The 23,739-nt window shown below is 64.2% G+C and carries 20 protein-coding genes, 2 tRNA genes and 2 pseudogenes; 14 read left to right on the forward strand and 10 right to left on the reverse strand.

The genetic code is table 11. The features are described 5' to 3' along the window. Positions 1-23: 23 nt before the first annotated feature. A complete protein-coding gene (locus tag B586_RS06615; protein WP_047313422.1) occupies positions 24-1,145 on the reverse strand; it encodes a PQQ-dependent sugar dehydrogenase in 1,122 nt (373 codons plus the stop codon). Positions 1,146-1,392: 247 nt separating this feature from the next. Between B586_RS06615 and B586_RS06620 the strand changes: the two genes are divergently transcribed. Next, positions 1,393-2,235, forward strand: coding sequence for a DoxX family protein (locus tag B586_RS06620; protein WP_047313066.1), 843 nt, complete (start codon positions 1,393-1,395; stop codon positions 2,233-2,235). Positions 2,236-2,241: 6 nt separating this feature from the next. Here B586_RS06620 and B586_RS06625 read toward each other — a convergent pair whose 3' ends face one another. Further along, positions 2,242-2,601 (reverse strand): PH domain-containing protein, encoded by a 360-nt coding sequence (locus B586_RS06625; RefSeq protein ID WP_197079819.1) that lies wholly within the window; start codon positions 2,599-2,601, stop codon positions 2,242-2,244. A gap of 394 nt (positions 2,602-2,995) precedes the next feature. Between B586_RS06625 and B586_RS06630 the strand changes: the two genes are divergently transcribed. From B586_RS06630 to ilvC, 3 genes are read left to right on the forward strand one after another with little or no spacing between them, the layout of a single operon-like run. Next, entirely contained in the window at positions 2,996-4,822 is a 1,827-nt protein-coding gene (locus B586_RS06630; RefSeq protein WP_236971391.1) for an acetolactate synthase large subunit, read from the forward strand. Positions 4,823-4,871: 49 nt separating this feature from the next. After that, a complete protein-coding gene (ilvN, locus tag B586_RS06635; RefSeq protein ID WP_047313064.1) occupies positions 4,872-5,384 on the forward strand; it encodes an acetolactate synthase small subunit in 513 nt (170 codons plus the stop codon). A 41-nt stretch (positions 5,385-5,425) separates the two neighbouring features. Continuing rightward, positions 5,426-6,427, forward strand: a complete 1,002-nt coding sequence (gene ilvC / locus B586_RS06640) for a ketol-acid reductoisomerase (RefSeq protein ID WP_047313063.1) — start codon at positions 5,426-5,428, stop codon at positions 6,425-6,427. Positions 6,428-6,523: 96 nt separating this feature from the next. Here the strand turns inward: ilvC and B586_RS06645 are convergent. Beyond that, positions 6,524-6,718: pseudogene (locus tag B586_RS06645) on the reverse strand (NAD(P)H-dependent oxidoreductase); the annotation flags it as partial. 8 nt (positions 6,719-6,726) lie between these two features. After that, positions 6,727-8,166: a phytoene desaturase family protein gene (locus B586_RS06650; protein WP_054880370.1), complete on the reverse strand. Its 1,440-nt coding sequence runs from the start codon at positions 8,164-8,166 to the stop codon at positions 6,727-6,729. Positions 8,167-8,195: 29 nt separating this feature from the next. Here B586_RS06650 and serA point away from each other — a divergent pair, with 29 nt between their 5' ends. The 3 genes and pseudogenes from serA to B586_RS06660 all read left to right on the forward strand — a co-directional run bounded on the left by serA (position 8,196) and on the right by B586_RS06660 (position 10,919). After that, positions 8,196-9,782, forward strand: coding sequence for a phosphoglycerate dehydrogenase (gene serA / locus B586_RS06655; protein WP_047313060.1), 1,587 nt, complete (start codon positions 8,196-8,198; stop codon positions 9,780-9,782). 55 nt (positions 9,783-9,837) lie between these two features. Then, positions 9,838-9,912 (forward strand): annotated as a pseudogene (locus tag B586_RS22710) (16S rRNA (guanine(966)-N(2))-methyltransferase RsmD); the annotation flags it as partial. Next, the gene (locus tag B586_RS06660; RefSeq protein WP_054880369.1) at positions 9,909-10,919 is read left to right on the forward strand and encodes a 3-isopropylmalate dehydrogenase; all 1,011 of its coding nucleotides are present in this window, start codon (positions 9,909-9,911) and stop codon (positions 10,917-10,919) included. The pseudogene B586_RS22710 and the gene B586_RS06660, both read left to right, overlap by 4 nt. Here the strand turns inward: B586_RS06660 and B586_RS06665 are convergent. Beyond that, positions 10,879-12,204, reverse strand: coding sequence for an MFS transporter (locus B586_RS06665; protein WP_414738681.1), 1,326 nt, complete (start codon positions 12,202-12,204; stop codon positions 10,879-10,881). The two genes, B586_RS06660 and B586_RS06665, sit on opposite strands and share 41 nt — an antisense overlap. A 171-nt stretch (positions 12,205-12,375) precedes the next feature. On the opposite strand from B586_RS06665, the gene B586_RS06670 reads away from it, so the two are divergent. From B586_RS06670 to B586_RS06685, 4 genes are all read left to right on the forward strand, one after another. Continuing rightward, entirely contained in the window at positions 12,376-13,194 is an 819-nt protein-coding gene (locus tag B586_RS06670) for a fumarylacetoacetate hydrolase family protein (protein ID WP_054880368.1), read from the forward strand. Beyond that, complete coding sequence (gltX, locus tag B586_RS06675) at positions 13,191-14,690, forward strand: glutamate--tRNA ligase (RefSeq protein WP_082607548.1); 1,500 nt, start codon at positions 13,191-13,193, stop codon at positions 14,688-14,690. The genes B586_RS06670 and gltX overlap by 4 nt, the downstream gene beginning before the upstream one ends. 178 nt (positions 14,691-14,868) lie before the next feature. Beyond that, a tRNA-Gln gene (locus B586_RS06680) sits at positions 14,869-14,940 on the forward strand. A gap of 85 nt (positions 14,941-15,025) precedes the next feature. Then, positions 15,026-15,098: transfer RNA gene (locus B586_RS06685), tRNA-Glu, on the forward strand. Positions 15,099-15,144: 46 nt separating this feature from the next. Here B586_RS06685 and B586_RS06690 read toward each other — a convergent pair. Together B586_RS06690 and B586_RS06695 are read right to left on the reverse strand one after the other, a co-directional pair. Continuing rightward, positions 15,145-15,651, reverse strand: coding sequence for a PPOX class F420-dependent oxidoreductase (locus B586_RS06690; protein ID WP_047313055.1), 507 nt, complete (start codon positions 15,649-15,651; stop codon positions 15,145-15,147). 123 nt (positions 15,652-15,774) lie between these two features. After that, positions 15,775-16,476: an IclR family transcriptional regulator gene (locus B586_RS06695; RefSeq protein WP_054880366.1), complete on the reverse strand. Its 702-nt coding sequence runs from the start codon at positions 16,474-16,476 to the stop codon at positions 15,775-15,777. An 85-nt stretch (positions 16,477-16,561) separates the two neighbouring features. On the opposite strand from B586_RS06695, the gene leuC reads away from it, so the two are divergent. From leuC to B586_RS06710, 3 genes are all read left to right on the forward strand, one after another. Continuing rightward, a complete protein-coding gene (gene leuC, locus B586_RS06700; protein WP_047313053.1) occupies positions 16,562-18,025 on the forward strand; it encodes a 3-isopropylmalate dehydratase large subunit in 1,464 nt (487 codons plus the stop codon). Between the two features lie 22 nt (positions 18,026-18,047). Then, positions 18,048-18,644 carry a 3-isopropylmalate dehydratase small subunit gene (gene leuD / locus B586_RS06705; protein WP_047313052.1) on the forward strand — a complete coding sequence of 199 codons (597 nt, stop codon included), beginning with the start codon at positions 18,048-18,050 and terminating at the stop codon, positions 18,642-18,644. A gap of 214 nt (positions 18,645-18,858) precedes the next feature. Continuing rightward, positions 18,859-19,500 (forward strand): HU family DNA-binding protein, encoded by a 642-nt coding sequence (locus B586_RS06710; RefSeq protein WP_054880365.1) that lies wholly within the window; start codon positions 18,859-18,861, stop codon positions 19,498-19,500. A 68-nt stretch (positions 19,501-19,568) separates the two neighbouring features. Here B586_RS06710 and mutT1 read toward each other — a convergent pair whose 3' ends face one another. From mutT1 to cofC, 3 genes are all read right to left on the reverse strand, one after another. After that, entirely contained in the window at positions 19,569-20,504 is a 936-nt protein-coding gene (gene mutT1 / locus B586_RS06715) for an 8-oxo-(d)GTP phosphatase MutT1 (RefSeq protein WP_054880364.1), read from the reverse strand. A gap of 73 nt (positions 20,505-20,577) precedes the next feature. Then, positions 20,578-22,797, reverse strand: a complete 2,220-nt coding sequence (locus B586_RS06720; protein WP_047313049.1) for an RNA degradosome polyphosphate kinase — start codon at positions 22,795-22,797, stop codon at positions 20,578-20,580. Positions 22,798-22,845: 48 nt separating this feature from the next. Then, positions 22,846-23,496 (reverse strand): 2-phospho-L-lactate guanylyltransferase, encoded by a 651-nt coding sequence (cofC, locus tag B586_RS06725; protein WP_047313048.1) that lies wholly within the window; start codon positions 23,494-23,496, stop codon positions 22,846-22,848. Positions 23,497-23,739 lie beyond the last annotated feature (243 nt).

The raw sequence follows: 23,739 nt of genomic DNA on the forward strand, positions 1-23,739 counted from the left end.
CGGGCGTCGCCCGGCCCGCCCGGCTACGTCTTGTCGTCGTTGTTGCGCGGGAAGCCGCCGCCCTGTGGGAAGAGCGGGAACACCACGTCGTCGAGCTTCTCGGCGTCACCGGCAGTCTTGTTGACGGTCGCGCCCCAGACATTCCCGTCTGGCGACATCCGCAATGCCCACGCGTGCGCGTGGGTGTCCTTACGGACAACGTCGGGTTCACCGGTGACCGCGCCGGTCGACGGCGCCAGCCGGACGGCCACCGTCAGCTTGGGGTTAATCAGGTTGACCAGCACGGTCCCGTCCATGGCCGCGCAGCCGGCCACGCCGGGCTTGTCGGGCCAAGTCCACACCGTCGAGACTTCCGAGCTTTTGGTGATGCGTTGCAATCGGTCCGCGGTGGGGGTGCGGTCGGTGACATACAGCGAGCCGTCGACGGGGTCGGTGCACAAGCCGCCGCCCGAGCCGATACCGGACAGCGCTGTCGTCGGCGGCGCCTGGCCGATGGTGGTCGGCTGCTCGATGCGCAGCAGCTTGCCGGCCAACGATTTGGGATCGGCGGCCAGCGCCGGGTTGCCTGCATCGCCAGTGAGCACCACCAGCGTGGTGGGGCTGGTGAAGATCAACGCTCCAGTGTTGCCGACGGCCCCTTTGGGGATGCCGGTCAAGATGTCCTTCGGGATGTCGCCGTCAGCCACTCGGATCACCCGGTTGTCGGTGGGTGTGCTGATATAGGCGTACATCAGGCGGTCTTGGGTATAGGTGGGCGACAGCACGATATCCATCAAGCCCCCATCCCCGGACGAGTCGACCGGGATGACCGTCTTGACCTTCGGCTCGGCGCTGACCGAGATCTCCTTGACTGCGCCGGTAGTGCGTTCGGCGACCAGTGCGGTTTTGCTGTCGATGCCCATAATCAGACCGCTAGTGCTCTCCAGACAGCCCTGCATCACCCCGGGGGCCGGGCATTGTTTGGGGAACGGTGTCGGTGGCAGCGGCGGCGGTGGGGGCGGCGTCGAGCTGGGCGGTGGCTGAAGTTCTGGGTTGGTGGTAAAGGGCTGTGACTGGGCGTCGTTGAACCGTGCGCAGCCGCTCGATACCAGCACCGCCGCACACAGCGCAGCGAGCCCGGACCGAACCGACCGCCGTATCCGCATGACCGACAGGCTACGGACATTGCCGGCCTCAATGCCACAAGCCGCCACATGCGTGCCCTCGTTTGGCGCCCGGAAGTCGGTTTCCTCATCCGGGCACGTGATGAGCCGCATCGCGGAGGCACGCGATCGTCATTTTGGGTCATTTTGAGTCCGATCGGCACCTATTTGGCAGGCTAAGTGCTGATTGTCTGACGAAAGCGCCGCTCAAATCCCCAATTCAGACCCAAATGCCCTTACCCTGGCACGAGTGACCGGTCAATCGCATGACGAACACTGGCGGCGGCCGGGCGAATGCCCGGAGCCAATCCCGGGACGCCCCGCCTCGGCAAGCCTGGTCGATCCCGAAGATGACCTGACGCCAGTTGGGTACCCAGGCGATTTCGGAACTACCACCGTCATCCCGTACAGCGACCCTGGTCACTTGGCTGGCGCTGGTGGCGCGGGATACAACCTGCTCGATCAGCAGGAGTCGTTACCTTACGTCCATCCGCAGCCGCTGGCCCGGCATGCAGTGGCCGAGCCTGCCGAGATCGATTCGGACCAGGACAACGAGTGGTTACACACTGTCGGTCGGCGCGGTACCCAGCATCTCGGTCTGCTGGTACTGCGGGTCGGGCTGGGCGTAGTGCTGGCCGCCCATGGGCTGCAGAAGCTGTTCGGCTGGTGGAGCGGCCAGGGGTTGACCGGCTTCAAGAACTCACTGACCGAGGTCGGCTACCAGCACGCCGACATCCTGGCTTATGTAAGCGCTGGCGGCGAGGTCGTTGCCGGCGTGCTTCTGGTCCTGGGATTATTTGCGCCGGTGGCCGCTGCGGGGGCGCTGGCGTTCCTCATCAACGGTCTGCTCGCAGCAATCGCAAAGCATTCGCATCCGTTCTCGTTCTTTTTGCCCGACGGGAATGAATACCAGATCACCCTGATCGTGATGGCCGTCACCGTCATCTTGTGCGGTCCGGGCCGGTATGGCCTCGACGCCGGCCGGCGCTGGGCCTATCGACCGTTCATAGGGTCGTTCATCGCGCTGCTCGCTGGCATCGCCGCTGGCGTTGCTGTGTGGGTGCTGCTCAACGGCGTGAATCCGCTCGGCTGAGACCGCTCAGCGGTACGGGTTGGGGACTCGTCCCGAGCTGGCTTCGGTCAACAGCGGCAGGGTGGCGAAAGTGACTGCGGGCAACCGCAGTTCCGCGCCGTTTTTGAGCCGGGCGCGTGCCCAGGAACCGCGGTTGAAACGCAGTCCGTCGATGTCCTCCCAGCAGACCGCCTGGCTGCCCAACAAGGTCCGCACCGTGACGCCCCGGTCGTCGGCGACCGTACGAAGCCGGACGATTAACGCCGACAACACCACCGGGATGACAAGTAGTGGGACGGTCGGCGGCCAGGCCAGCACCGGCACCAGCAGCCCGAGGGTCAAGAATCCAACGGCAAGGTGTGCTACCGGCGACACCTTGATCACCACTGGAGAGCCAGCGGGTGTTTGGCCAGACGAATCAGACGAACCAGTAGCCACCCGAGCATCATTTCACTTGTCACGTGGGCCGAGGTTGCGCGGCGTGCTACGCGGGCGGCGCCGGATTTGACGGTTGAGCTCCACGAAGGCTACCGTCGGATGCTATGAATAACGCCGGAAAGCCCGGAATGCTGGTAGTAATTTGTCGGCGCGTTGGTGGCTGACTAGCACTTCAGCATTTGAAGCGATCCAGAACCAACGCGCAACCCTCGTGCAGCAGCTGAGCTGTCGGGGGTTTTTTGTTGCCCATCAACGCGATTGTCAAAGCGAATAAGGACTAAAGAGGACCACTGTGAGCGCACCTACCAAGCCACCCGCCCAGCCGCAGGGGTCGGGTAACGGCGTGCTAAACACCGTGAAACCCGTCACGAAGTCTCCTTCAAAGCCAGCCGCTATGAAACCGAAACACGTTGCACCGGAGCAACTTACCGGTGCACAATCGGTGATTCGGTCGTTGGAGGAACTCGATGTCGAGGTCATCTTCGGAATTCCCGGCGGCGCCGTCCTTCCGGTATACGACCCGTTGTTCGACTCAAAAAAGCTACGCCATGTCCTGGTTCGCCACGAGCAGGGTGCCGGCCACGCGGCCAGCGGCTACGCACACGCGACCGGCAAGGTGGGGGTGTGCATGGCGACTTCTGGTCCTGGCGCCACCAATCTGGTGACACCGCTGGCCGATGCGCAGATGGACTCAGTGCCGGTGGTCGCCATTACCGGGCAGGTCGGACGCGGGCTGATCGGGACGGATGCCTTCCAAGAGGCCGACATTTCGGGCATCACGATGCCGATCACCAAGCACAACTTCCTGGTCCGCGCCGGCGACGATATTCCCCGGGTACTGGCTGAGGCCTTCCACATCGCGTCGTCGGGACGGCCGGGCGCAGTGCTCGTCGATATCCCGAAGGATGTGTTGCAGGGGCAGTGCACGTTCAGCTGGCCGCCGAAAATGGACCTGCCCGGCTACAAGCCCAACACCAAACCGCACAACCGGCAGATCCGTGAGGCCGCCAAGCTGATCGCGACCGCGCGCAAGCCTGTGCTGTATGTCGGCGGGGGCGTCATCCGCGGCGAGGCGACCGAGCAGCTGGCCGATTTGGCCGAACTGACCGGCATCCCGGTGGTGACCACGTTGATGGCCCGTGGCGCGTTCCCGGACAGCCATCACCAGAACCTGGGCATGCCCGGCATGCACGGCACCGTTGCGGCGGTGGCAGCGCTGCAGCGCAGCGATTTGCTGATCGCGCTGGGCACCCGCTTCGACGACCGGGTGACGGGCAAGCTCGACTCCTTCGCGCCCGAAGCCAAGGTCATCCATGCCGACATCGACCCGGCGGAGATCGGCAAGAACCGGTACGCCGACGTGCCGATTGTGGGCGACGTCAAAGCCGTGATCACCGAGCTCATCGCGATGCTGCGCCATTACCAGACCCCCGGCAACGTCGACATGACCGACTGGTGGGCATATCTGGAGGACGTGCGGGCCAGGTATCCGTTGAGCTACGGCCCGCAAAGCGACGGCAGCCTGAGCCCGGAGTACGTCATCGAGAAACTGGGGGAGATTGCCGGCCCGGACGCCGTGTATGTCGCGGGTGTCGGTCAGCATCAAATGTGGGCGGCGCAGTTCATCTCCTACGAAAAGCCGCGCACCTGGCTCAACTCCGGCGGTCTGGGCACCATGGGATTCGCTATTCCGGCTGCCATGGGCGCCAAGATTGCTCGCCCGGAGGCGGAGGTCTGGGCGATCGACGGCGATGGCTGCTTCCAGATGACCAACCAGGAGTTGGCTACGTGCGCGATCGAGGGCGCGCCGATCAAGGTGGCGTTGATCAACAACGGCAATCTGGGCATGGTGCGGCAATGGCAAACCCTGTTTTATCAGGAGCGCTACTCGCAGACCGACCTGGCCACCCACTCCCACCGCATCCCGGACTTCGTGAAGCTGGCAGAGGCGTTGGGTTGCGTCGGATTGCGTTGCGAGCGTCAAGAAGACGTGGCGGACGTCATTTCTCAGGCGCGGGCGATCAACGACCGCCCGGTGGTGATCGACTTCATTGTCGGTGCCGACGCGCAAGTGTGGCCGATGGTCGCCGCTGGGACCAGCAATGATGAGATCCAAGCCGCCCGCGGCATCCGTCCGCTCTTTGATGACGAAAGCGAAGGGCACGCTTAATGCGCGCCGGCGACGATGCAGAACGTAGTGATGAGGAGGAGCGGCGCAGATGAGCGGATCGCCGACCACGCACACCTTGTCGGTTCTGGTCGAGGATACTCCCGGCGTGCTCGCGCGGGTGGCGGCGCTGTTCTCCCGGCGTGGTTTCAACATCGAGTCGTTGGCGGTCGGTGCCACCGAGTCCAAGAATATGTCGCGGATGACCATTGTCGTCTCCGCCGAGGAAACCCCGCTCGAGCAGGTCACCAAGCAGCTGCACAAGTTGATTAACGTCATCAAGGTCGTCGAGCAAGACGCTGACAACTCGCTGTCCCGGGAGCTGGCGTTGATCAAGGTGCGGGCCGAGGCCGGTACCCGCAGCCAGGTCATCGAAGCGGTAAACCTGTTCCGCGCCAGGGTCATTGATGTATCGCCAGAGTCGCTGACTGTCGAGGCCACTGGTGACCGCGGCAAGATCGAAGCGTTGCTGCGTGTGCTGGAGCCATTCGGCGTACGCGAAATCGTCCAATCGGGAGTGGTGTCGTTATCTCGCGGTCCGCGCGGTATCGGCACAGTCAAGTAGCTAAGAAGAAGGAGAGATTCACCGTGCCAGAGGCATTAGAGATGTTCTACGACGACGACGCTGACCTGTCGATCATTCAGCGACGCAAGGTCGGCGTGATCGGATACGGCAGCCAGGGGCACGCGCACTCGCTGAGCCTGCGCGACTCCGGCGTCCAGGTGCGCGTTGGCTTGAAGGAGGGCTCGAAGTCCCGGCCCAAGGTCTCCGAGCAGGGCCTGGACGTCGACACCCCTGCCGAGGTCGCCAAGTGGGCCGACGTCATCATGCTGCTGGCGCCCGACACCGCGCAGGCGGACATCTTCAAAAACGATATCGAGCCGAACCTCAAGGCCGGCGACGCTTTGTTTTTCGGTCACGGACTCAACATTCACTTCGACCTGATCAAGCCGCCGGGCGATGTGACCGTCGCGATGGTCGCCCCGAAGGGGCCCGGCCACCTGGTGCGTCGCCAGTTCGTTGACGGCAAGGGTGTGCCCTGCCTGATCGCCGTTGACCAAGACCCGACCGGCACCGGCGAGGCGCTGGCGCTGTCCTACGCCAAAGCCATCGGCGGCACCCGTGCCGGCGTCATCAAGACCACCTTCAAAGACGAGACGGAAACCGATCTTTTCGGTGAGCAGGCTGTATTGTGCGGTGGCACAGAGGAATTGGTGAAGGCTGGTTTCGATGTCATGGTCGAGGCGGGCTACCCGCCGGAGATGGCGTACTTCGAGGTGCTGCACGAACTCAAGCTGATCGTCGACCTGATGTACGAGGGCGGCATCGCGCGGATGAACTACTCGGTGTCTGACACCGCTGAGTTCGGCGGGTACCTGTCGGGTCCGCGTGTTATCGACGCCGACACCAAGGAGCGGATGCGTGGCATCCTGCGTGACATCCAGGACGGCAGTTTCGTCAAGAAGCTGGTCGCCAACGTCGAGGGCGGAAACAAGCAACTCGAAGCGCTACGTAGGGAAAACGCCGAACATCCTATCGAGGTCACTGGCAAAAAGCTGCGCGACCTGATGAGCTGGGTCGACCGCCCGATCACGGAAACGGCATAACGCTTATTGCGCGAAAGTGCAACTGGCGACGGCATCTCTCGAGAAATAGGTCGGCAGTTACACTTTCGCGGTTAGGAGGTAAGCCACCCGGCGGGCCAGGGTGGTTTCCTGGCCGCCGTGGATGGTGTTGGACGACGTGAAGGCCGCATACACCTTGTCGGCCAGCTTGCCTTCGGCCCACAGCCCGCCTAGCGAGTCGAGGAAGTTGCGCAATTGCGATGCGGGCGAGCCGAATCGAGTCGGCGAGCCAAAGATCACGGCGTCGGCCCAGATAATGTCGTCACCGATCGCAAGCTTCGTCATGGGGTCAGCTTAGGCATGTTAGTGATGCCGAATTCGCGGCGCAACAGGGTCCGCGCGGCGTAGTAACCGGCCATGCCGTGCACGCCGCTGCCGGGCGGGGTGGCGGCCGAACACAGATACACCTTGGGAATCGGTGTGCGCCACGGGTTGAGCCTCGGTGTGGGGCCAGCGATCGCACGCCACAGGGAATTGCCTCCCATCGCAATATCGCCGCCGACGTAGTTGGCGTTATGGTCGGTCATTCGTGCGGCGGGCACCGCACGCGCTGCGACCACGATGTCGCGGAAGCCCGGCGCGAACCGCTCGACAACCCCTGTCACGGCCTCGGTTGCATCGACGGTGGAATTCGATGGCACATGGGCGTACGTCCAGAAAGGACGGCGGCCGGCGGTATCGATGCGGCCCGGATCGGCGATGTGCGGTGAGGCGGCCAGCAGCATCGGCCACCGCGCGTGGCGGCCAGCCGCGACGTCTGCCTCGGCCCGCGCCATCTGCTCGCGGGTACCGCCCAGATGCAGAGTCGGAGCGTGGCGCAGCCGCGGATCCGACCACGGAATATCATCACTGAGCACGAAGTCAACTTTGGCGACGCCTGGTCCGAATCGATAACGGCGCAACGCTTTAGTGCGCCGAGGCGAAAGTGTGTCACCGTATACTTGCAGCAACGCGGTTGGGGCCGTGTCGAAAACAACGACACCGCTTGGTGGCCTGGTGATTTCCGTGATTTCCAGGCCGGCTGTCAGCTCGCCTCCATGTGTGCGTAGGTCGGCGATCAGCGCGTCGGTGATCGTCTGGGTACCACCCACCGCAATCGGCCAGCCAACCGTATGGGCGAGGGTGGCCAGCATCAACCCGGCGCCCGCCGACGCGGGCGACGGCATCCGCGAAACCGCATGGGCAGCAACGCCGGTGAACAAGGCTCGGGCATCCTCACCGCCCAGCGACCGCCACGCTGGGGTGCCTTGCGCCAGAATTCGTAGGCCGAGGCGCAGGGCAGGCAAGATCGAACTGGGCACCGAACGCTTGTCGCCGAGCAGCAATCCGATCACCGCATCGGAGTCTGCCGCCAATGGCCCGAGCAGTCGCCGCCAGGACGCGCCGTCGACCAACTCGGCGCAGGTGCGTTCGAGATCGCGGTAGGCGATGGCCGCGGGCCGGCCCGGCAGCGGGTTGGCATAGGAAATCTCTGGTGCCGCCAGTGCGACGCCACGTGCACGCAGGTCGAATTCCGCGAAAAACGGCGACGCCAGCGCCAGCGGGTGAACCGCCGAGCAGATGTCGTGTTGGACTCCGGGAAATTCTGGGTCGGCTGCGGTGCGGGCGCCGCCGCCGAAGGTCGGCTGAGCCTCGATGACCTGCACTTTGAGTCCTGCGCGGGCGCAGATCACGGCAGCAGAGAGCCCGTTGGGTCCGCTGCCGACGACGGTGACGTCCACCCGTCAATTACAGCCGATACGCTGGCGGCGTGAACCTGCCTGTTGTGTTAATCGCCGACAAACTCGCCCAATCAACTGTCGCCGCCTTGGGAGACCAAGTCGAGGTGCGTTGGGTGGACGGTCCCGACCGGGCGAAGCTGCTAGCTGCAGTCCCCGAGGCCGACGCGTTGTTGGTGCGCTCCGCCACCACTGTCGACGCTGAGGTGCTGGCGGCCGCCCCCAAGCTGAAGATCGTCGCCCGCGCCGGGGTAGGGCTAGACAACGTCGACGTCGACGCCGCCACCGCGCGCGGTGTCCTGGTGGTCAACGCCCCGACATCGAACATTCACAGCGCCGCAGAGCATGCGTTGGCACTGCTATTGGCGGCCTCTCGGCAGATCGCGGAGGCCGATGCCTCACTGCGCGCGCGCACCTGGAAGCGGTCGTCATTTAATGGCACCGAGATTTTCGGCAAGACCGTCGGCGTGGTGGGGCTGGGCCGGATCGGGCAGTTGGTTGCCGCGCGGATCGCGGCGTTCGGGGCTCACGTCATCGCCTACGACCCGTATGTGGCGCCGGCACGGGCCGCGCAGTTGGGCATCGAACTGATGTCCCTTGACGATTTACTAGCCCGGGCCGACTTCATCTCGGTGCATCTGCCGAAGACGCCCGAGACGGCGGGCCTGATCGACAAGGAGGCGCTGGCCAAGACCAAGCCCGGCGTCATCATCGTCAATGCCGCGCGCGGCGGCCTGGTGGACGAGGCGGCGTTAGCCGACGCGGTGCGCAGCGGACACGTGCGGGCGGCCGGTCTCGATGTGTTTGCCACCGAACCGTGCACCGACAGCCCGCTGTTCGAGCTACCGCAGGTGGTGGTGACACCGCACCTGGGGGCGTCCACCGCCGAAGCCCAGGATCGGGCCGGTACCGACGTGGCCGAAAGCGTGCGGCTCGCGCTGGCGGGGGAGTTCGTGCCCGACGCGGTCAACGTGGGCGGGGGAGTGGTCAACGAAGAGGTGGCGCCGTGGCTGGACCTGGTGCGCAAGCTCGGGGTGCTGGCGGCCGCGTTGTCCGATGAACTGCCGGCGTCGTTGTCGGTGCAGGTGCGCGGTGAGCTGGCATCCGAAGACGTTGAGGTGCTGCGGCTTTCGGCCCTACGCGGGCTGTTCTCGGCGGTCATCGAGGATGCGGTGACGTTCGTCAACGCGCCGGCGCTGGCCGCCGAACGAGGTGTTTCCGCTGAGCTCACCACGGCCTCGGAGAGCCCCAACCATCGCAGCGTGGTCGACGTGCGGGCGGTCGCCTCCGACGGCTCGGTGGTCAACATCGCCGGTACGTTGTCCGGGCCGCAACTGGTGCAGAAGATCGTGGGAATCAATGGCCGTAACTTTGATTTGCGTGCTCAAGGTACGAACTTGGTGATCAACTACGTCGATGCGCCCGGCGCCCTGGGCAAGATTGGCACTTTGCTGGGCGCGGCCGGGGTGAATATCCAAGCCGCCCAGCTGTCCGAGGACGCCGAGGGGCCGGGCGCGACGATTCTGTTGCGGCTAGACCAAGACGTACCGGGCGATGTGCGGTCGGCGATTGGGGCGGCGGTGGGCGCCAACAAGCTCGAGGTGGTTGATCTGTCATGACCCGCGCCGGCGACGATGCAGAGCGAAGCGATGAGGAGGAGCGGCGCAGATGACCCGCGCCGGCGACGATGCAGTGGGGGTACCACCCGCTTGCGGGGGACGAAGCGATGAGGAGGAGCGGCGCGCATGAAATTGGCTGTCATACCGGGTGACGGAATCGGTCCGGAGGTGGTGGCCGAGGCCGTCAAAATCCTCGACGCGGTGCTGCCGGGTGTCCAGAAGACCAGCTACGATCTGGGCGCTCGGCGTTATCACACCACCGGGGAGATATTGCCGGAGTCGGTGCTCGCCGAGCTACGAGAGCAGGACGCCATCCTGCTCGGGGCGGTCGGTGACCCGTCGGTCCCCAGTGGCGTGCTGGAGCGAGGCTTGCTGCTGAGATTGCGCTTCGAGCTGGATCACCACATCAACCTGCGGCCGGCCCGGCTGTATCCAGGTGTTAGCAGTCCGCTCGCGGGAAAGCCCGAGATCGACTTCGTGGTGGTTCGCGAGGGGACCGAAGGCCCGTACACCGGTACCGGCGGCGCGATCCGTGTCGGAACGCCCAACGAGGTGGCCACGGAGGTGAGCGTGAATACTGCCTTTGGTGTGCGCCGGGTGGTGCAAGATGCGTTCGAACGGGCCCGGCAGCGCCGCAAGCAGCTGACGCTGGTGCACAAGAACAACGTGCTCACCTACGCCGGGGCGCTGTGGTGGCGGACCGTGCAGGAGGTCGGCGAGAAGTACCCCGACGTCGAGGTCGCCTATCAGCACGTGGACGCGGCGACCATTCACATGGTCACCGATCCCGGTCGCTTTGACGTGATTGTCACCGACAACCTGTTCGGTGACATCATCACCGACTTGGCCGCAGCGGTGTGCGGCGGCATTGGCTTGGCCGCCAGTGGAAATATCGATGCCACTCGGACCAATCCGTCGATGTTCGAGCCGGTGCATGGCAGCGCGCCGGATATCGCCGGCCAGGGCATCGCCGATCCGACCGCGGCGATCATGTCGGTGGCGCTGCTGCTCGCCCATCTCGGCGAGGATAAGTCGGCTGCTCGGGTGGACCAGGCGGTCGCGAGTTATTTGGCGACTCGCGGGAACGAGCGGTTTTCTACCGGCGAAGTTGGCGAACGGATAGCCGCCGCACTCTAGGCTTGATGAGTGACGACTCGTCCCCCGCAAGCGGGAGGTGCCCCCAGCGCCCGGCTCCGCCGCGCTTGCGACCGCCACTAGGTTCCCAGCCGGGTGGGACCCACCGGACCGGCACCAACGGCGCCGCTGCGAGCGGGAATAGTCCGCACAACGCCCAGGCCGGCGGATACGCAGCGGCGGCGATCAAGGCACCGAACAGTGGGGGTGCGGCAGCTGCCATGAGCCGCTGGGAGGTGTTCTGAATGCCTAGTGCGCGCCCGCTCCAGAACGGCCCGGCGAATTCGGTGATTGCGGTTGCCTCCAACCCGTTATCGAGCACCGCGATCACCGATATGGCGATCATCAGCAGCACGTCGTAGCGCGAACCCTGATTATCGACAAGGGCCAGCAGAAATAGGGTCGAAGCAGCCGCTAGGGCGATGATGCGGACGGGTCGCATTCGTGAGCCGACGCGGTCGGACCAGCGGCCGGCCAAAACGCGGCCCAGCGCACCGAGCAGCTGCGAGACGGTCACCAACCCGCCCGCCGCTGCGACCGACCAACCATGGTGCTCCACCAGCCAGACCAGCATGAACGTCACCGTTACCGCCTGCGGCATCATCAGCAGCGCCGAGACCGCATGAATTCGCCACAACGTGAAGGACGCGCGATACGGGTTAGCCAGTTCCTTGTCGCTGGCTGCCGTCCGGGCTTTCCGCGGTGGGTCAACCACGCCGATCGCGCTGGCCACCGCGGATATCGTGCACATCAGTGCCGGAAACATCAGGCCTGCATTCGGATTGTGCTCGGCGAGCTCGGGTATCGCCAAGGCGCCGATGGCGATTCCCAGCGGTTGCGCGGTCTGACGGATGCCCATCGCGACGCCGCGTTTATTTGGTGGGAACCAGCCGGAGACCAGCCCGCCGCCAGCCGTGTTAGAGCTGGCGGCGGCCATGCCACCGAGGAACAGGAATGCGCCCATTGCCACCAACGAGTGGACCGATGCCGCGGCATATGTCGCAGCCGCGGTGAGCGCCGAGCCGACAGTCATCACGATCCGCTCGCCCAGCCGATCGGTGAGGTAGCCCCAGAAAACCAGCGTCACGACCATGCCCCAGCTGGGCATCGACGCCAGTAGTCCGGCCTCGGCCAACGGGGTTCCACGCGCGGCGACCAACGCGGGAATCATGAAGGCAACGCCGTTGATGAACAGGAAGGAGCTAGATGTCACGCCCACTGAGACGAGTGTTATCGACCAGCGTGCGCCGAGGCTCAATTGGTCTAGGGGGATCGGATCCTCGGGCACCGGATCATGTTTGCACATGCACCGGCCACTTCGCGGCGTGCATCGTCGCCACGCTGGGGCTAATGGTGACGGCCCGTCCCCCGCAAGCGGGTGGGGGCACCTCCCGCTTGCGGGGGAGTACCCCCAGTGCCCGGCTGCGCCGCGCTTGCGACCGCCACTAGGCTCAAGCAAATGCGCCTTGGTCGAATCGCCAGCCCAGACGGCGTCGCGTTCGTCAGCATCGAAGGTGAGCCGGACGATCCCGGTGGGATGTCTGCCCGTGAGATCGCTGAGCACCCATTCGGCGCGCCAACCTTCACCGGCCGCTTGTGGCCATTAGCCGATGTCCGGCTGCTGGCTCCGATGCTGGCTGGCAAGGTGGTCTGTATCGGTAAGAACTACGCCGATCACATTGCTGAAATGGGAGCCGAGATGGGCGGCCAAACGGGCCCAGCGCCAGCGGATCCGGTGATATTCCTTAAGCCCAACACCGCGATCATCGGGCCAAATGTTCCGATTCGATTGCCCGCCAACGCATCACCTGTACATTTCGAGGGCGAGTTGGCGCTGGTGGTGGGCCGGCCGTGCAAGGATGTTCCGGCCGGTCAGGCCGCCGACTACATCCTCGGCTATACCATCGGCAACGACGTGTCGGCCCGCGATCAACAGCGCGCCGACGGCCAATGGACCCGCGCGAAAGGGCACGATACCTTCTGTCCGGTCGGGCCGTGGATTGTCACCGACCTAGATCCCCTCGACCCGGCCGATCTCGAACTGCGCACCGAAGTCAACGGCGAAGTCAAACAACACAGCCGCACCTCACTGATGATTCACAACGTCGGTGCCATCCTGGAATGGATCTCGGCAGTAATGACATTGCTGCCCGGTGATCTCATCCTCACCGGAACACCGGCAGGTGTCGGTCCCATCGAGGATGGTGACACCGTTTCCATCACCATCGAGGGCATCGGCACCCTCACCAATCCCGTAGTCCGCAAAGGAAAGTCGTGACTGCAGCAGCCTCTAACGCAACCCCGCAAGCAGCAAAAGTCCGGGTCCGATTCTGCCCATCGCCCACCGGCACTCCCCACGTCGGGATGGTCCGTACCGCCCTGTTCAACTGGGCCTACGCCCGACATACCGGCGGCACCTTCGTCTTCCGCATCGAAGACACCGACGCCGAACGCGACAGCGAGGAAAGCTATCTGGCGCTGCTCGATGCGTTGCGCTGGCTCGGTCTGAACTGGGACGAGGGGCCCGAGGTTGGCGGACCATACGGCCCATACCGGCAGTCGCAGCGCACCGACATCCACCGTGAGGTGGTGGCAAAGCTGCTGGCGGCAGGAGAGGCTTACCATGCCTTTTCCACGCCGGAGGAGGTCGAGGCCCGCCACCTTGCTGCCGGACGCAATCCCAAGCTGGGCTATGACAACTTTGACCGCGATCTCACCGACGCGCAGCGCGCGGCGTACCTGGCGGAAGGCCGTCAGCCGGTCGTTCGGCTGCGGATGCCCGACCAGGACATCAGTTGGGATGATCTAGTGCGCGGGACCACTACCTTCGCGGCGGGCACAGTGCCCGATTACGCGTTGACCCGAGCAAACGGAGATCCGTTGTACACCTTGGTCAACCCGTGCGACGACGCGCTGATGAAGATCACGCATGTGCTGCGGGGCGAGGACATACTGTCATCGACGCCGCGCCAGGTGGCGCTATATCAGGCGTTGATCCGAATCGGGGTGGCCGAGCGTATTCCCGAATTCGGGCATCTCCCATCGGTATTGGGGGAGGGAACCAAGAAACTCTCGAAGCGCGACCCGCAGTCGAATCTGTTCGCCCACCGTGACCGGGGCTTCATCCCCGAAGGTCTGCTGAATTACCTGGCGTTGCTGGGTTGGGCGATCGCCGATGACCACGACCTGTTCAGTCTCGATGAGATGGTGGCCGCGTTCGATGTGGTCGACGTCAACTCTAACCCAGCGCGATTCGATCAGAAGAAGGCCGACGCGGTTAACGCCGAGCACATCCGGATGCTCGACGCGCGCGATTTCGCCAGCAGGCTGCGTGACTACTTCACCGCACACGGCTACCGCATCGCTTTGGATCCCGCTAATTACGACGCGAGCTTCGCCGCCGCGGCCCAGCTAGTGCAGACCCGCATCGTGGTGCTTGGTGACGCCTGGGACCTGTTGAAGTTCCTCAACGACGACGAGTACGCCATCGACCCCAAGGCCGCCGCCAAGGAGCTGGGCGCCGATGCCGGGCCGGTGCTTGATGCCGCCCATGCCGCGCTGGACAGCCTGGTGGATTGGACCACGGCGAGTATCGAGGAGGCCCTCAAGGCCGCACTCATCGAAGGTCTTGGGCTTAAACCGCGCAAGGCGTTCGGACCGATCCGGGTCGCCGCCACGGGGGCATCGATTAGCCCGCCGCTGTTCGAATCGCTGGAGCTACTCGGCCGTGCTCGTAGCCTGCAGCGGCTGGGCGCTGCGCGCGAGCGGGTCTGATTGCGCGGTCAGGAAAAGAGGTAAGACAAGGCGTGCGGATTTGCGCGGTGAGTCTTTGGTAGTCTGCACGTCGGCCGACAATGGCTGGGCAGAGGCAGTCCACGGACATATTCAGACGCTGATAGGCGCTCGCTATAGTCCGCAGAATGTGCTCTGAACAGCGGTTTTAGGCGACTAATGGGGTATGGTGTAATTGGCAACACAGCTGATTCTGGTTCAGCCATTCTAGGTTCGAGTCCTGGTACCCCAGCAAAGTCCGTCAGACTCCCCGTGATGCCCCAAGCGATTAGGTGGGCCTAGTGGTGTGAGCTATGCTGACAGCTCGGATCGGTTCTGGCCCCGTCGTCTAGCGGCCTAGGACGCCGCCCTCTCACGGCGGTAGCGTGGGTTCGAATCCCATCGGGGCTACAACGCGACCGCCGATAGTGCGGTCACTAGCCGATCCCCAGTGTCGCTAATGTGCCAGTGCGGCCGGTGCGGTCGATCCGCCCACCGGTATGTGCGGCAAGCCGAGCTTGCGGTGATCCCAGGAGCGGGTACGACGGCTGACAATGCGTACGCCGACTCGTTTGTTCATCATCTGGTCGACCATGGGCTTTGCGTCGTCGGTGTACGGACCGGTGTAGCGCTCCCAAATGCTGACTCCGACCCGGAAAAGGGAATCGGGATCGTCGACGATCTCGGCAGTGCCTTCGAAGGACACCCCGCGCAGCGTGTCATACGTTTGGCCGTCCTCGATCAGAAAGCTCACTCGCGGGTCCCGTTTGAGGTTGACCGCCTTCTGTGATTTGGCCTTGGTTTCCAGCCAGATTTCGCCGTCGATGACGGCGTACCACATCGCGGTCAAATGTGGCTGGCCGTTCGGACCGATGGTGGCGAGCGTGCCGGTGCGGCTGTTGACGACGAAGTCGGTGATTTCAGCCTCGGACATGACGATGTGCGCGCGCTGATTGGTTCCCATTGGGTCAGTCTGTCAGGCGACCGCCAGCGCCGAGCCGACGGCTAAGAAAAGCGCGACTGTGAATCCTGCGACGCGACACGCCGAGAATGCGTCGCGTCGTTCACAGTCGCGCCGCAGAGGTTTCTATAGGCGGCGAGTCAGTGCTTCGGCCGCCGATAGTAAGTCGGCGGCCCAGCGTGCACCGGGGCGTCGGCCCATCCGGTCGATGGGTCCAGACACCGATATGGCAGCGATCACGACACCGCGGCCGTCGCGCACGGGCACCGACACACTTGCCACCCCTGGTTCGCGCTCGGCCACACTCTGTGCCCAACCGCGCCGGCGGACTTCGGCTAGCATCCGGTCGGTGAATTTCGCCGTCGGTAGCACGGCTTCTCGGGTGGCGGCGTCGCTATGGGCCAGTAGCACTTTGGCTCCCGAACCCGCCGTCATCGGCAGCCGCGCGCCGACCGGAACCGTGTCGCGAAGGCCCGCAGGCGGTTCCAGTGCGGCCACGCAGACCCGTGAGGTGCCTTCGCGGCGATACAGCTGCACGCTTTCGCCGGTGGTCTCGCGCAACGCCGGCAGCACCGCCGCGCTGGCGGCCAGCAGTGGATCGTTGACATGGATCGCGAGTTCGCAGATCGCGGGCCCAAGGCGCCACCGGCCCTCGTCGTCGCGTGCCACCAGACGATGAACCTCCAGCGCGGCCGCCAGACGGTAGGTGGTGGCTCTGGGCAAGCCGGTTCGGTCGCACAGTTCGGCCAACCCGCGCGGAGATTCTGCGATCGTATGCAGCAGCGCCACGGCTTTGTCGAGGACGCCGATACCGCTATGCTGTCTCACAAACAGATACTAGCGTCTCGCATTCTGAGATATCAATGCGAATTGATCGGCGAGCCGCGAATGAGCCGAATCGAGGCGCTTGGAGATGGACGGCAAGAAGAAACAAGCGGGCGGCGCCCACAAGCCGCGCACGCTGGCTGAAAAGGTTTGGGACGACCACGTTGTGGTAGCCGGTCAGGGCGCTGGTCAAGATCGCGGCCCCGATTTGATCTACATCGATCTGCATCTGGTGCACGAGGTCACCAGCCCGCAGGCTTTCGACGGCCTGCGTCTGGCGGGCCGGGCGGTGCGGCGCCCCGACTTAACGGTGGCCACTGAGGATCACAACGTGCCCACCATCGACATCGACAAGCCGATCGCCGACCCGGTGTCGCGCACCCAAGTAGAGACGTTGCGGCGCAACTGCGCGGAATTCGGTGTCCGGCTGCACCCGATGGGTGATATCGAGCAGGGCATCGTTCATGTCGTCGGGCCGCAGTTAGGCCTCACTCAACCGGGCATGACGATCGTCTGCGGCGACAGTCACACCTCTACCCATGGCGCTTTCGGTGCAATCGCGATGGGCATCGGCACCTCGGAGGTCGAGCATGTGCTCGCCACCCAAACGCTGCCGTTGCGCCCATTCAAGACAATGGCGGTCAACGTTGATGGCGGGGTCGATGGGCGGTTGCCCGCCGGCGTCACGGCCAAGGACATCATCCTTGCGTTGATCGCCAAGATCGGCACCGGCGGCGGACAGGGCTATGTCATCGAATACCGGGGCAGCGCCATCGAATCGCTGTCCATGGAAGGCCGGATGACGATCTGCAACATGAGCATCGAAGCCGGCGCCCGAGCAGGAATGGTGGCTCCCGACGAGACCACCTACGAGTTCTTACGTGACCGCCCGCACGCCCCGACCGGTGCGCAATGGGATGCCGCAGTAGCCTACTGGCAGCAGCTGCGCACCGACGCCGACGCCGTGTTCGACACCGAGGTCTATCTCGATGCGACCTCGTTGAGCCCGTTTGTCACTTGGGGGACAAACCCCGGCCAAGGAGTGCCGTTGGCCGCGGCGGTGCCTGACCCTGAACTGATGACCGACGACGCCGCCCGGCAGGCCGCCGAGAAAGCGTTGGCGTACATGGACCTTCGTCCAGGAACGCTGATGCGCGATATCGCGGTCGATGCGGTGTTCGTCGGGTCCTGTACCAACGGCCGCATTGAAGATCTGCGGATGGTGGCCGATGTGTTGCGCGGCCGCAAGGTGGCCCACGGTGTGCGGATGCTGATCGTCCCCGGCTCGATGCGGGTACGCGCGCAGGCTGAAGCCGAGGGGCTCGGTGAGATCTTTATCACTGCGGGCGCGCAGTGGCGGCAGGCGGGCTGTTCGATGTGTCTGGGCATGAACCCCGATCAGCTTGCTCCTGGGGAGCGGTGCGCCGCGACGTCCAACCGAAACTTCGAAGGACGGCAAGGCAAGGGTGGCCGTACACATTTGGTATCCCCGGCCGTCGCCGCCGCCACCGCGGTTCGCGGCACATTGTCCGCTCCGGCCGACCTGAACTGAGATAGAGGAATAGAGGATAAGCATGGAGGCCTTCCACACCCACACCGGCATCGGCGTGCCGCTGCGGCGGTCCAATGTCGATACCGATCAGATCATTCCTGCGGTCTTTTTGAAGCGCGTCACCCGAACCGGTTTCGAGGACGGCTTGTTCGCGACGTGGCGGGCCGATCCCTCATTCGTGCTCAACCTCAGCCCCTTTGATCGGGGCTCGGTCCTGGTCGCCGGCCCTGATTTCGGGACCGGGTCGTCGCGTGAGCATGCGGTGTGGGCGCTCATGGACTACGGGTTCCGGGTGGTTATCTCGTCTCGATTTGGTGATATTTTTCACGGTAACGCCGGCAAGGCGGGGTTGCTGGCGGCTCAAGTCGCCCAGGATGATATCGAGCTTCTGTGGAAGCTCATCGAGCAGAGCCCCGGGTTGGAAATCACTGTCAATCTTCAAGATCGAAATATCACCGCCGCAACGGTGGTGTTGCCGTTCACGATTGACGACTACACCGCTTGGCGACTGCTCGAAGGGCTTGACGATATAGCCCTTACGCTGCGGAAACTGGACGAGATCGAGGTTTTTGAGTCGGCTCGTCCGGAGTGGAAGCCGCGGACAATGCCTACCTCCTGAAGGGTCGAGCTGGCCGGATTTTCCGCTCGTTCACCAACGCCGCCGGGCCCGTTTTCCGCCTCCCGCCACCGGTCAAGGGCGGCAACCGGATTGCGAAAATAGCCGCCAATAGGTCGGCGAAATTGCGCGTGGCTCTTGGATATCAGCGGGCTAAGGGTTTACCGTGTCCACTAGTCGGTTCAAAAACGAGGACCACTGACTTCGGAGGATTTGGATGAACAAAGCAGAGCTCATTGACGTGCTGACACAGAAATTGGGCTCGGACCGTCGACAAGCGACCGCCGCCGTCGAGAATGTCGTCGACACGATTGTGCGTGCGGTACACAAGGGCGACAGCGTCACCATTACCGGGTTTGGTGTGTTCGAGCAGCGTCGTCGGGCTGCGCGGGTGGCCCGCAACCCTCGTACTGGCGAGACGGTGAAGGTAAAGCCGACGTCCGTCCCGGCGTTCCGTCCGGGTGCACAATTCAAGGCGGTTGTGGCTGGCGCACAGCGTCTCCCGTCGGAAGGTCCCGCTGTCAAGCGTGGTGTAGCGACCAGCGCGGCCAAGAAGGCGGTTAAGAAAGCTCCGGCCAAGAAGGCGGCGGCGAAGAAGGTTACGGCCAAAAAGGCCGCGACCAAGGCGCCAGCCAGGAAAGCGGCTCCGGCCAAGAAGGCCATCAAAGCCGTGAAGGCGCCCGCCAAGAAGATCACCGCGGCCAAGAAAGCACCCGCTAAAAAGGCAACCAAAGCGGTGAAGAAGGTCGTCGCCAAGGCTCCGGTGCGCAAAGCCGCGACCAAGGCTCCGGCCAAGAAGGCGGCGGCGAAGAAGGCTCCGGCCAAGAAGGCTACCGCCGCCAAGCGGGGTCGTAGGTAACGAAGTAACCAGTCCTAACGCAGATACCCTCCGGGTGGCAGCAACGCCGCCCGAAGGGTATCTGCGTGTTAGGCCTGTACGTTGGCCGCGAGCGCGCCGCCGATGTGGTCGGCTGCTGTCAGCCGGCCGGCGGACAGCGACAGCACCCAGGTGCTGCCTTTGCGATTGCGCGATTTGTCGGGGCGCACTCCGTTGTGTTCGCACCACCACGCGATCAGGTCCGGAATCACCTTGCCCTGCGAGCAGATCACCGGTGTGCCTGGTTGCGCGGCGATCCGCAGCACCCGGCGTCGGCCGCGTTTGGGGTTCTTGGCGTAGGCCTCCTCGGTCAAGCTGGGCTCGTTGTGGATCGGCACACCCAGTTCTGCGGCGAGCGGTTCTACCGTCTGGTGACAGCGCAACCGGTCGGCCGCATACACATCGGTGGCACCAAAGGCCAGCAGCTGCGGAACCAATGCCTCCGCCTGCGCGCGACCCCGTTTGTCCAAAGGCCGCCCGGTGTCATCCCCCGAGAAGCGGGACTTCCTGCCGGCGGTCCCGTGCCGGACAATCAGCACGGTCCGCGTGTCCGCTGGCTGTTTAGCGAACCGGCGCAGGACCTTTCGATCCTGCGCGTAATCAAGTCTTTTCATTGCGTCGGCAACTGGCAGCCAGAGCAGCTCGTCGACCTCGCTGCCTGCGACGAATTTCCCCCCAACGCTGCGCGCCGCCCAGTAGTACACCTTCTTGACGCGTTGATCGATCGGGTAATTCACCGCGACGAGCCGCGCGCCCAGGGCTGCGTGGTGACCGGTCTCCTCGAATACCTCGCGCACGGCCGCTACTGGGGCGGTCTCACCGGGGTCCACTTTGCCTTTGGGCAGCGACCAGTCGTCGTAACGGGGACGGTGGATCACGGCAATCTCGACGGCCGGGTCGGAATTGCCCGGTCGCCACAACACCGCTCCCGCGGCGTATACGGTCTGACCATCTGGGCGCCGACGGGACGAGTTCGGGATCGACACCTTAACTCCTGCAGGTTAATTGGGTCAGGGCCGCGCACAGTCGTGGATGTGGCCTGCAGATCACCAAACAGTGTTAGCGGCTGCGGTGCCGCTCCATCAACGATTCTTGGTGGTCACGCACCCGCTGGCCTTCCCGCGGAGACGCAGTCCACTGCCCGTCGGGCCGCAGGTCCCAGCACCGGGTGGACGGGTCCAGTGCGGACTCGAACAACTCATCCAGCTGCGCGGTCAGCTTCGGGTCTTTAACTTGAGCCATCACCTCGACTCGTCGATCCAGGTTGCGGTGCATCATGTCGGCGCTGCCGATCCAGAACTCATCGATGGCGCGAAAATGGATGATCCGCGAGTGCTCCAGGAAACGGCCGAGAATCGAGCGGACGAAGATGTTTTCAGAGAAACCTTTAGTGCCTGGACGTAGCGCGCAGATGCCGCGCACCACCACCTCGACCCGCACGCCGGCCTGCGACGCGCGATACAGGGCATCAATGACTTGTTCGTCGACCAGAGCGTTCATCTTGAGTCGGATCCGGCCCTTACCGGTTTGGGGGCCGGATTCGCGATGAGCGGCCACCTCGCGCTCCACGCGCTCGATAATGCCCCGCCGAATCCCATACGGGGCCACCAGCAGGTTGCGGTAAGCCAGCTTACGCGAGTAGCCGGTAAGCGAATTGAACAAGTCGGTCAGGTCGGCGCCGATATCGGGTGCTGCGGTCAGCAGACCGACATCTTCGTACAGCCGAGCGGTCTTGCTGTTGTAGTTGCCGGTCCCGATATGGCAGTACCGCCGGATCGTCGGGCCCTCACGGCGCACCACGAGGCAGGTTTTGCAGTGCGTCTTGAGCCCGACGAGCCCATACACCACATGCACGCCCGCGTGTTCCAGCGCGCGCGCCCACCGGATGTTGGCCTGCTCGTCAAAGCGTGCCTTGATTTCGACCAGTGCCACCACTTGCTTTCCTGCCTCAGCGGCTTCGATGAGCGCCAGCACGATCGGTGAATCACCGGAGGTGCGGTACAGCGTCTGTTTGATGGCCAGCACATCGGGGTCGGCGGCGGCCTGTTCGATGAACCTTTGCACGCTGGTGGAAAACGAGTGATAGGGATGGTGCACCAGGACATCGCCTTCGCGCAGCGTCGCGAAGATGCTCTTGGGAGTTTCCCGCTCGGCGAAAGCGGGATGAGTGTCGGGAATGAATGCGCGGTCTTTGAGCGCGGGTCGGTCCAGGCGATAGATCTGCCACAACGACGACAGATCAAGCAGCCCGGGCACTTCGATGACGTCGCTGGGATGCACGTCGAGTTCCCGTAGCAGCAGTTCCAGCATGCTCTCGGTCATGTCGTCGGCGATCTCGAGTCGCACCGGCGAACCGAACCGCCGACGCGCCAATTCTCGTTCCAGCGCCTGTAGTAGGTCTTCGTCGCGGTCCTCTTCAACCTCGAAGTCAGCGTTGCGCGTAATGCGGAACGCGTGATGCTCGACGATTTCCATGCCAGGGAAGAGCACCGGAAGGAACGCCGCGATCAGTTCCTCCATGGGCAGGAACCGGTGAATGAGCTGACCTTCGTCTCCGACAGAGGTATCTCTGATGGCCCCGCGGTCAGCGAGTTCGACGAACCGATCGACGTTGTTGGGCACCTTGACCCGGGCGAAATGCTGGGCGCCGTCTTCGGGTTGCTTGACGGTGACCGCCAGGTTCAGGCTTAACCCGCTGACAAACGGAAACGGGTGGGCGGGATCGACAGCCAGTGGTGTCAGGACGGGGAAGACCTGTTCGTTGAAATAGGTCGACAACTGGTTGCGTTCAGCCTGATCTAAATCGGCCCACGTGACAATATAGATGCCCTCCTCACCGAGTGCGGGTAACACCGAATCGAGGAACACCCGCGCGTGCCGGCTGGCGATCCGCTGGGTCTGCTCGCCGATGCGGCTCAGTTGCTCACGCGGGGTGAGACCGTCAGCAGAGCGCACCGACAAGCCCATCTCGTCGCGGCGCTTGAGGCCGGCGACCCGAACCATGTAGAACTCGTCGAGATTGGACGCGAAGATCGCCAGAAACTTGGCTCGCTCCAATAACGGCAACGAGTTATCGGCGGCCAGTGCGAGCACCCGCGCATTGAAATCCAGCCAGCTCGATTCCCGGTTGAGGTAGCGGTCGTCGGGCAGCTGGTCCTGGCTCGCAGCGGTGGTCGCCGCCGGCGGTGCTGCGAGGGCCGAGTCGTCTGAATGCCATACATTCTCTTCGGGCCGGGCCTCAGCTTCGATTTCGGTCACTACAAGATCATTGCTCATCATCCGGTGATGCTGCTAGCGCCCGGTGGACATCCATGCCGCGTTGGTGCGCTAGAGATGTGCAACCGCCTGCGCGGTGGCGGCCCCGATTCCCAGACGGCGGGCGGCCGCCAGATCGGCGGGCGTGTCGACGTCGCATCGCAGCCCCGGCCAGGGTCCCGTCAGCTCGATCGCGCCGGAACGGCGATGTTGCGCGGACGAATCCGGCCCGAACTGTGGGTCGAGCGTGGTTCCGAACGCGCACAGCGCCGAGGTTCCGCTACCCAGTCGGTCAGCGACGAAGCTGCGCCGATGGTGTCGGGCGGCAGCGATTGCCTCGGCCAGTTCCTGTGTCTGCAATGCCGGCAAATCGCCTTGCAGCACAACGATATTGGACAGTGATCCGGCTATCGCGTGTTCCGCGGCGGCAATGGCGTTATTTAGTGGATCGCCATGACCCTCGGGTGTTGGGTCGGCCAGCACATCAGCGCCGAGTTCGGCCGCCGCCGCCGCCGCGGCCTCGTCGGGCGTGATAACGGTAATAGATCGCAGTGATTCAACCCGTGCCGCCGCGGTCAGGGTGTCTACCAACATGGCCAACACCACATTCTCTCGTGTCCGCGCCGAGAAGACCGGTCCTAGCCTGGTCTTGGCGGCGGCCAGCCGCTTAACGGCGATGATCAAGCCGACATCACCTGCGCCGCCGGCCCGGGTGCCACTCATGAGGCCATCCTGCCAGCGTCGGTCGCGGCGTTGTCCGTGAGTGGCGCGCGCTGGGCGATTGCGCGGAGCTGGCTACGGGTGGATCGCTGGCCGGCGCATCCATTTCGGTGTTGGTGTGCTGTTGGAATAGAAAGTGCCACAGTCACTTCCGGGCTCATCGATAGGAGCGCGATGTTTGCGCTGAGATTGCCGCTATGGTTACGATCAGCGCTCGAATCACAGCCTTGACGGCAATCTCGGTGC

The organism is Mycobacterium haemophilum DSM 44634, from assembly GCF_000340435.2.
Lineage (GTDB): Bacteria > Actinomycetota > Actinomycetes > Mycobacteriales > Mycobacteriaceae > Mycobacterium > Mycobacterium haemophilum.

Coding starts and splice junctions, on each gene's coding strand:
- B586_RS06615 (WP_047313422.1), bottom strand. CDS start 1,145: ATGCGGATACGGCGGTCGGTTCGGTCCGGGCTCGCTGCGCTGTGTGCG.
- ilvN (WP_047313064.1), top strand. CDS start 4,872: ATGAGCGGATCGCCGACCACGCACACCTTGTCGGTTCTGGTCGAGGAT.
- ilvC (WP_047313063.1), top strand. CDS start 5,426: ATGTTCTACGACGACGACGCTGACCTGTCGATCATTCAGCGACGCAAG.
- B586_RS06660 (WP_054880369.1), top strand. CDS start 9,909: ATGAAATTGGCTGTCATACCGGGTGACGGAATCGGTCCGGAGGTGGTG.
- B586_RS06670 (WP_054880368.1), top strand. CDS start 12,376: ATGCGCCTTGGTCGAATCGCCAGCCCAGACGGCGTCGCGTTCGTCAGC.
- B586_RS06690 (WP_047313055.1), bottom strand. CDS start 15,651: ATGGGAACCAATCAGCGCGCGCACATCGTCATGTCCGAGGCTGAAATC.
- leuC (WP_047313053.1), top strand. CDS start 16,562: ATGGACGGCAAGAAGAAACAAGCGGGCGGCGCCCACAAGCCGCGCACG.
- leuD (WP_047313052.1), top strand. CDS start 18,048: ATGGAGGCCTTCCACACCCACACCGGCATCGGCGTGCCGCTGCGGCGG.
- B586_RS06710 (WP_054880365.1), top strand. CDS start 18,859: ATGAACAAAGCAGAGCTCATTGACGTGCTGACACAGAAATTGGGCTCG.
- B586_RS06720 (WP_047313049.1), bottom strand. CDS start 22,797: ATGATGAGCAATGATCTTGTAGTGACCGAAATCGAAGCTGAGGCCCGG.
- cofC (WP_047313048.1), bottom strand. CDS start 23,496: ATGAGTGGCACCCGGGCCGGCGGCGCAGGTGATGTCGGCTTGATCATC.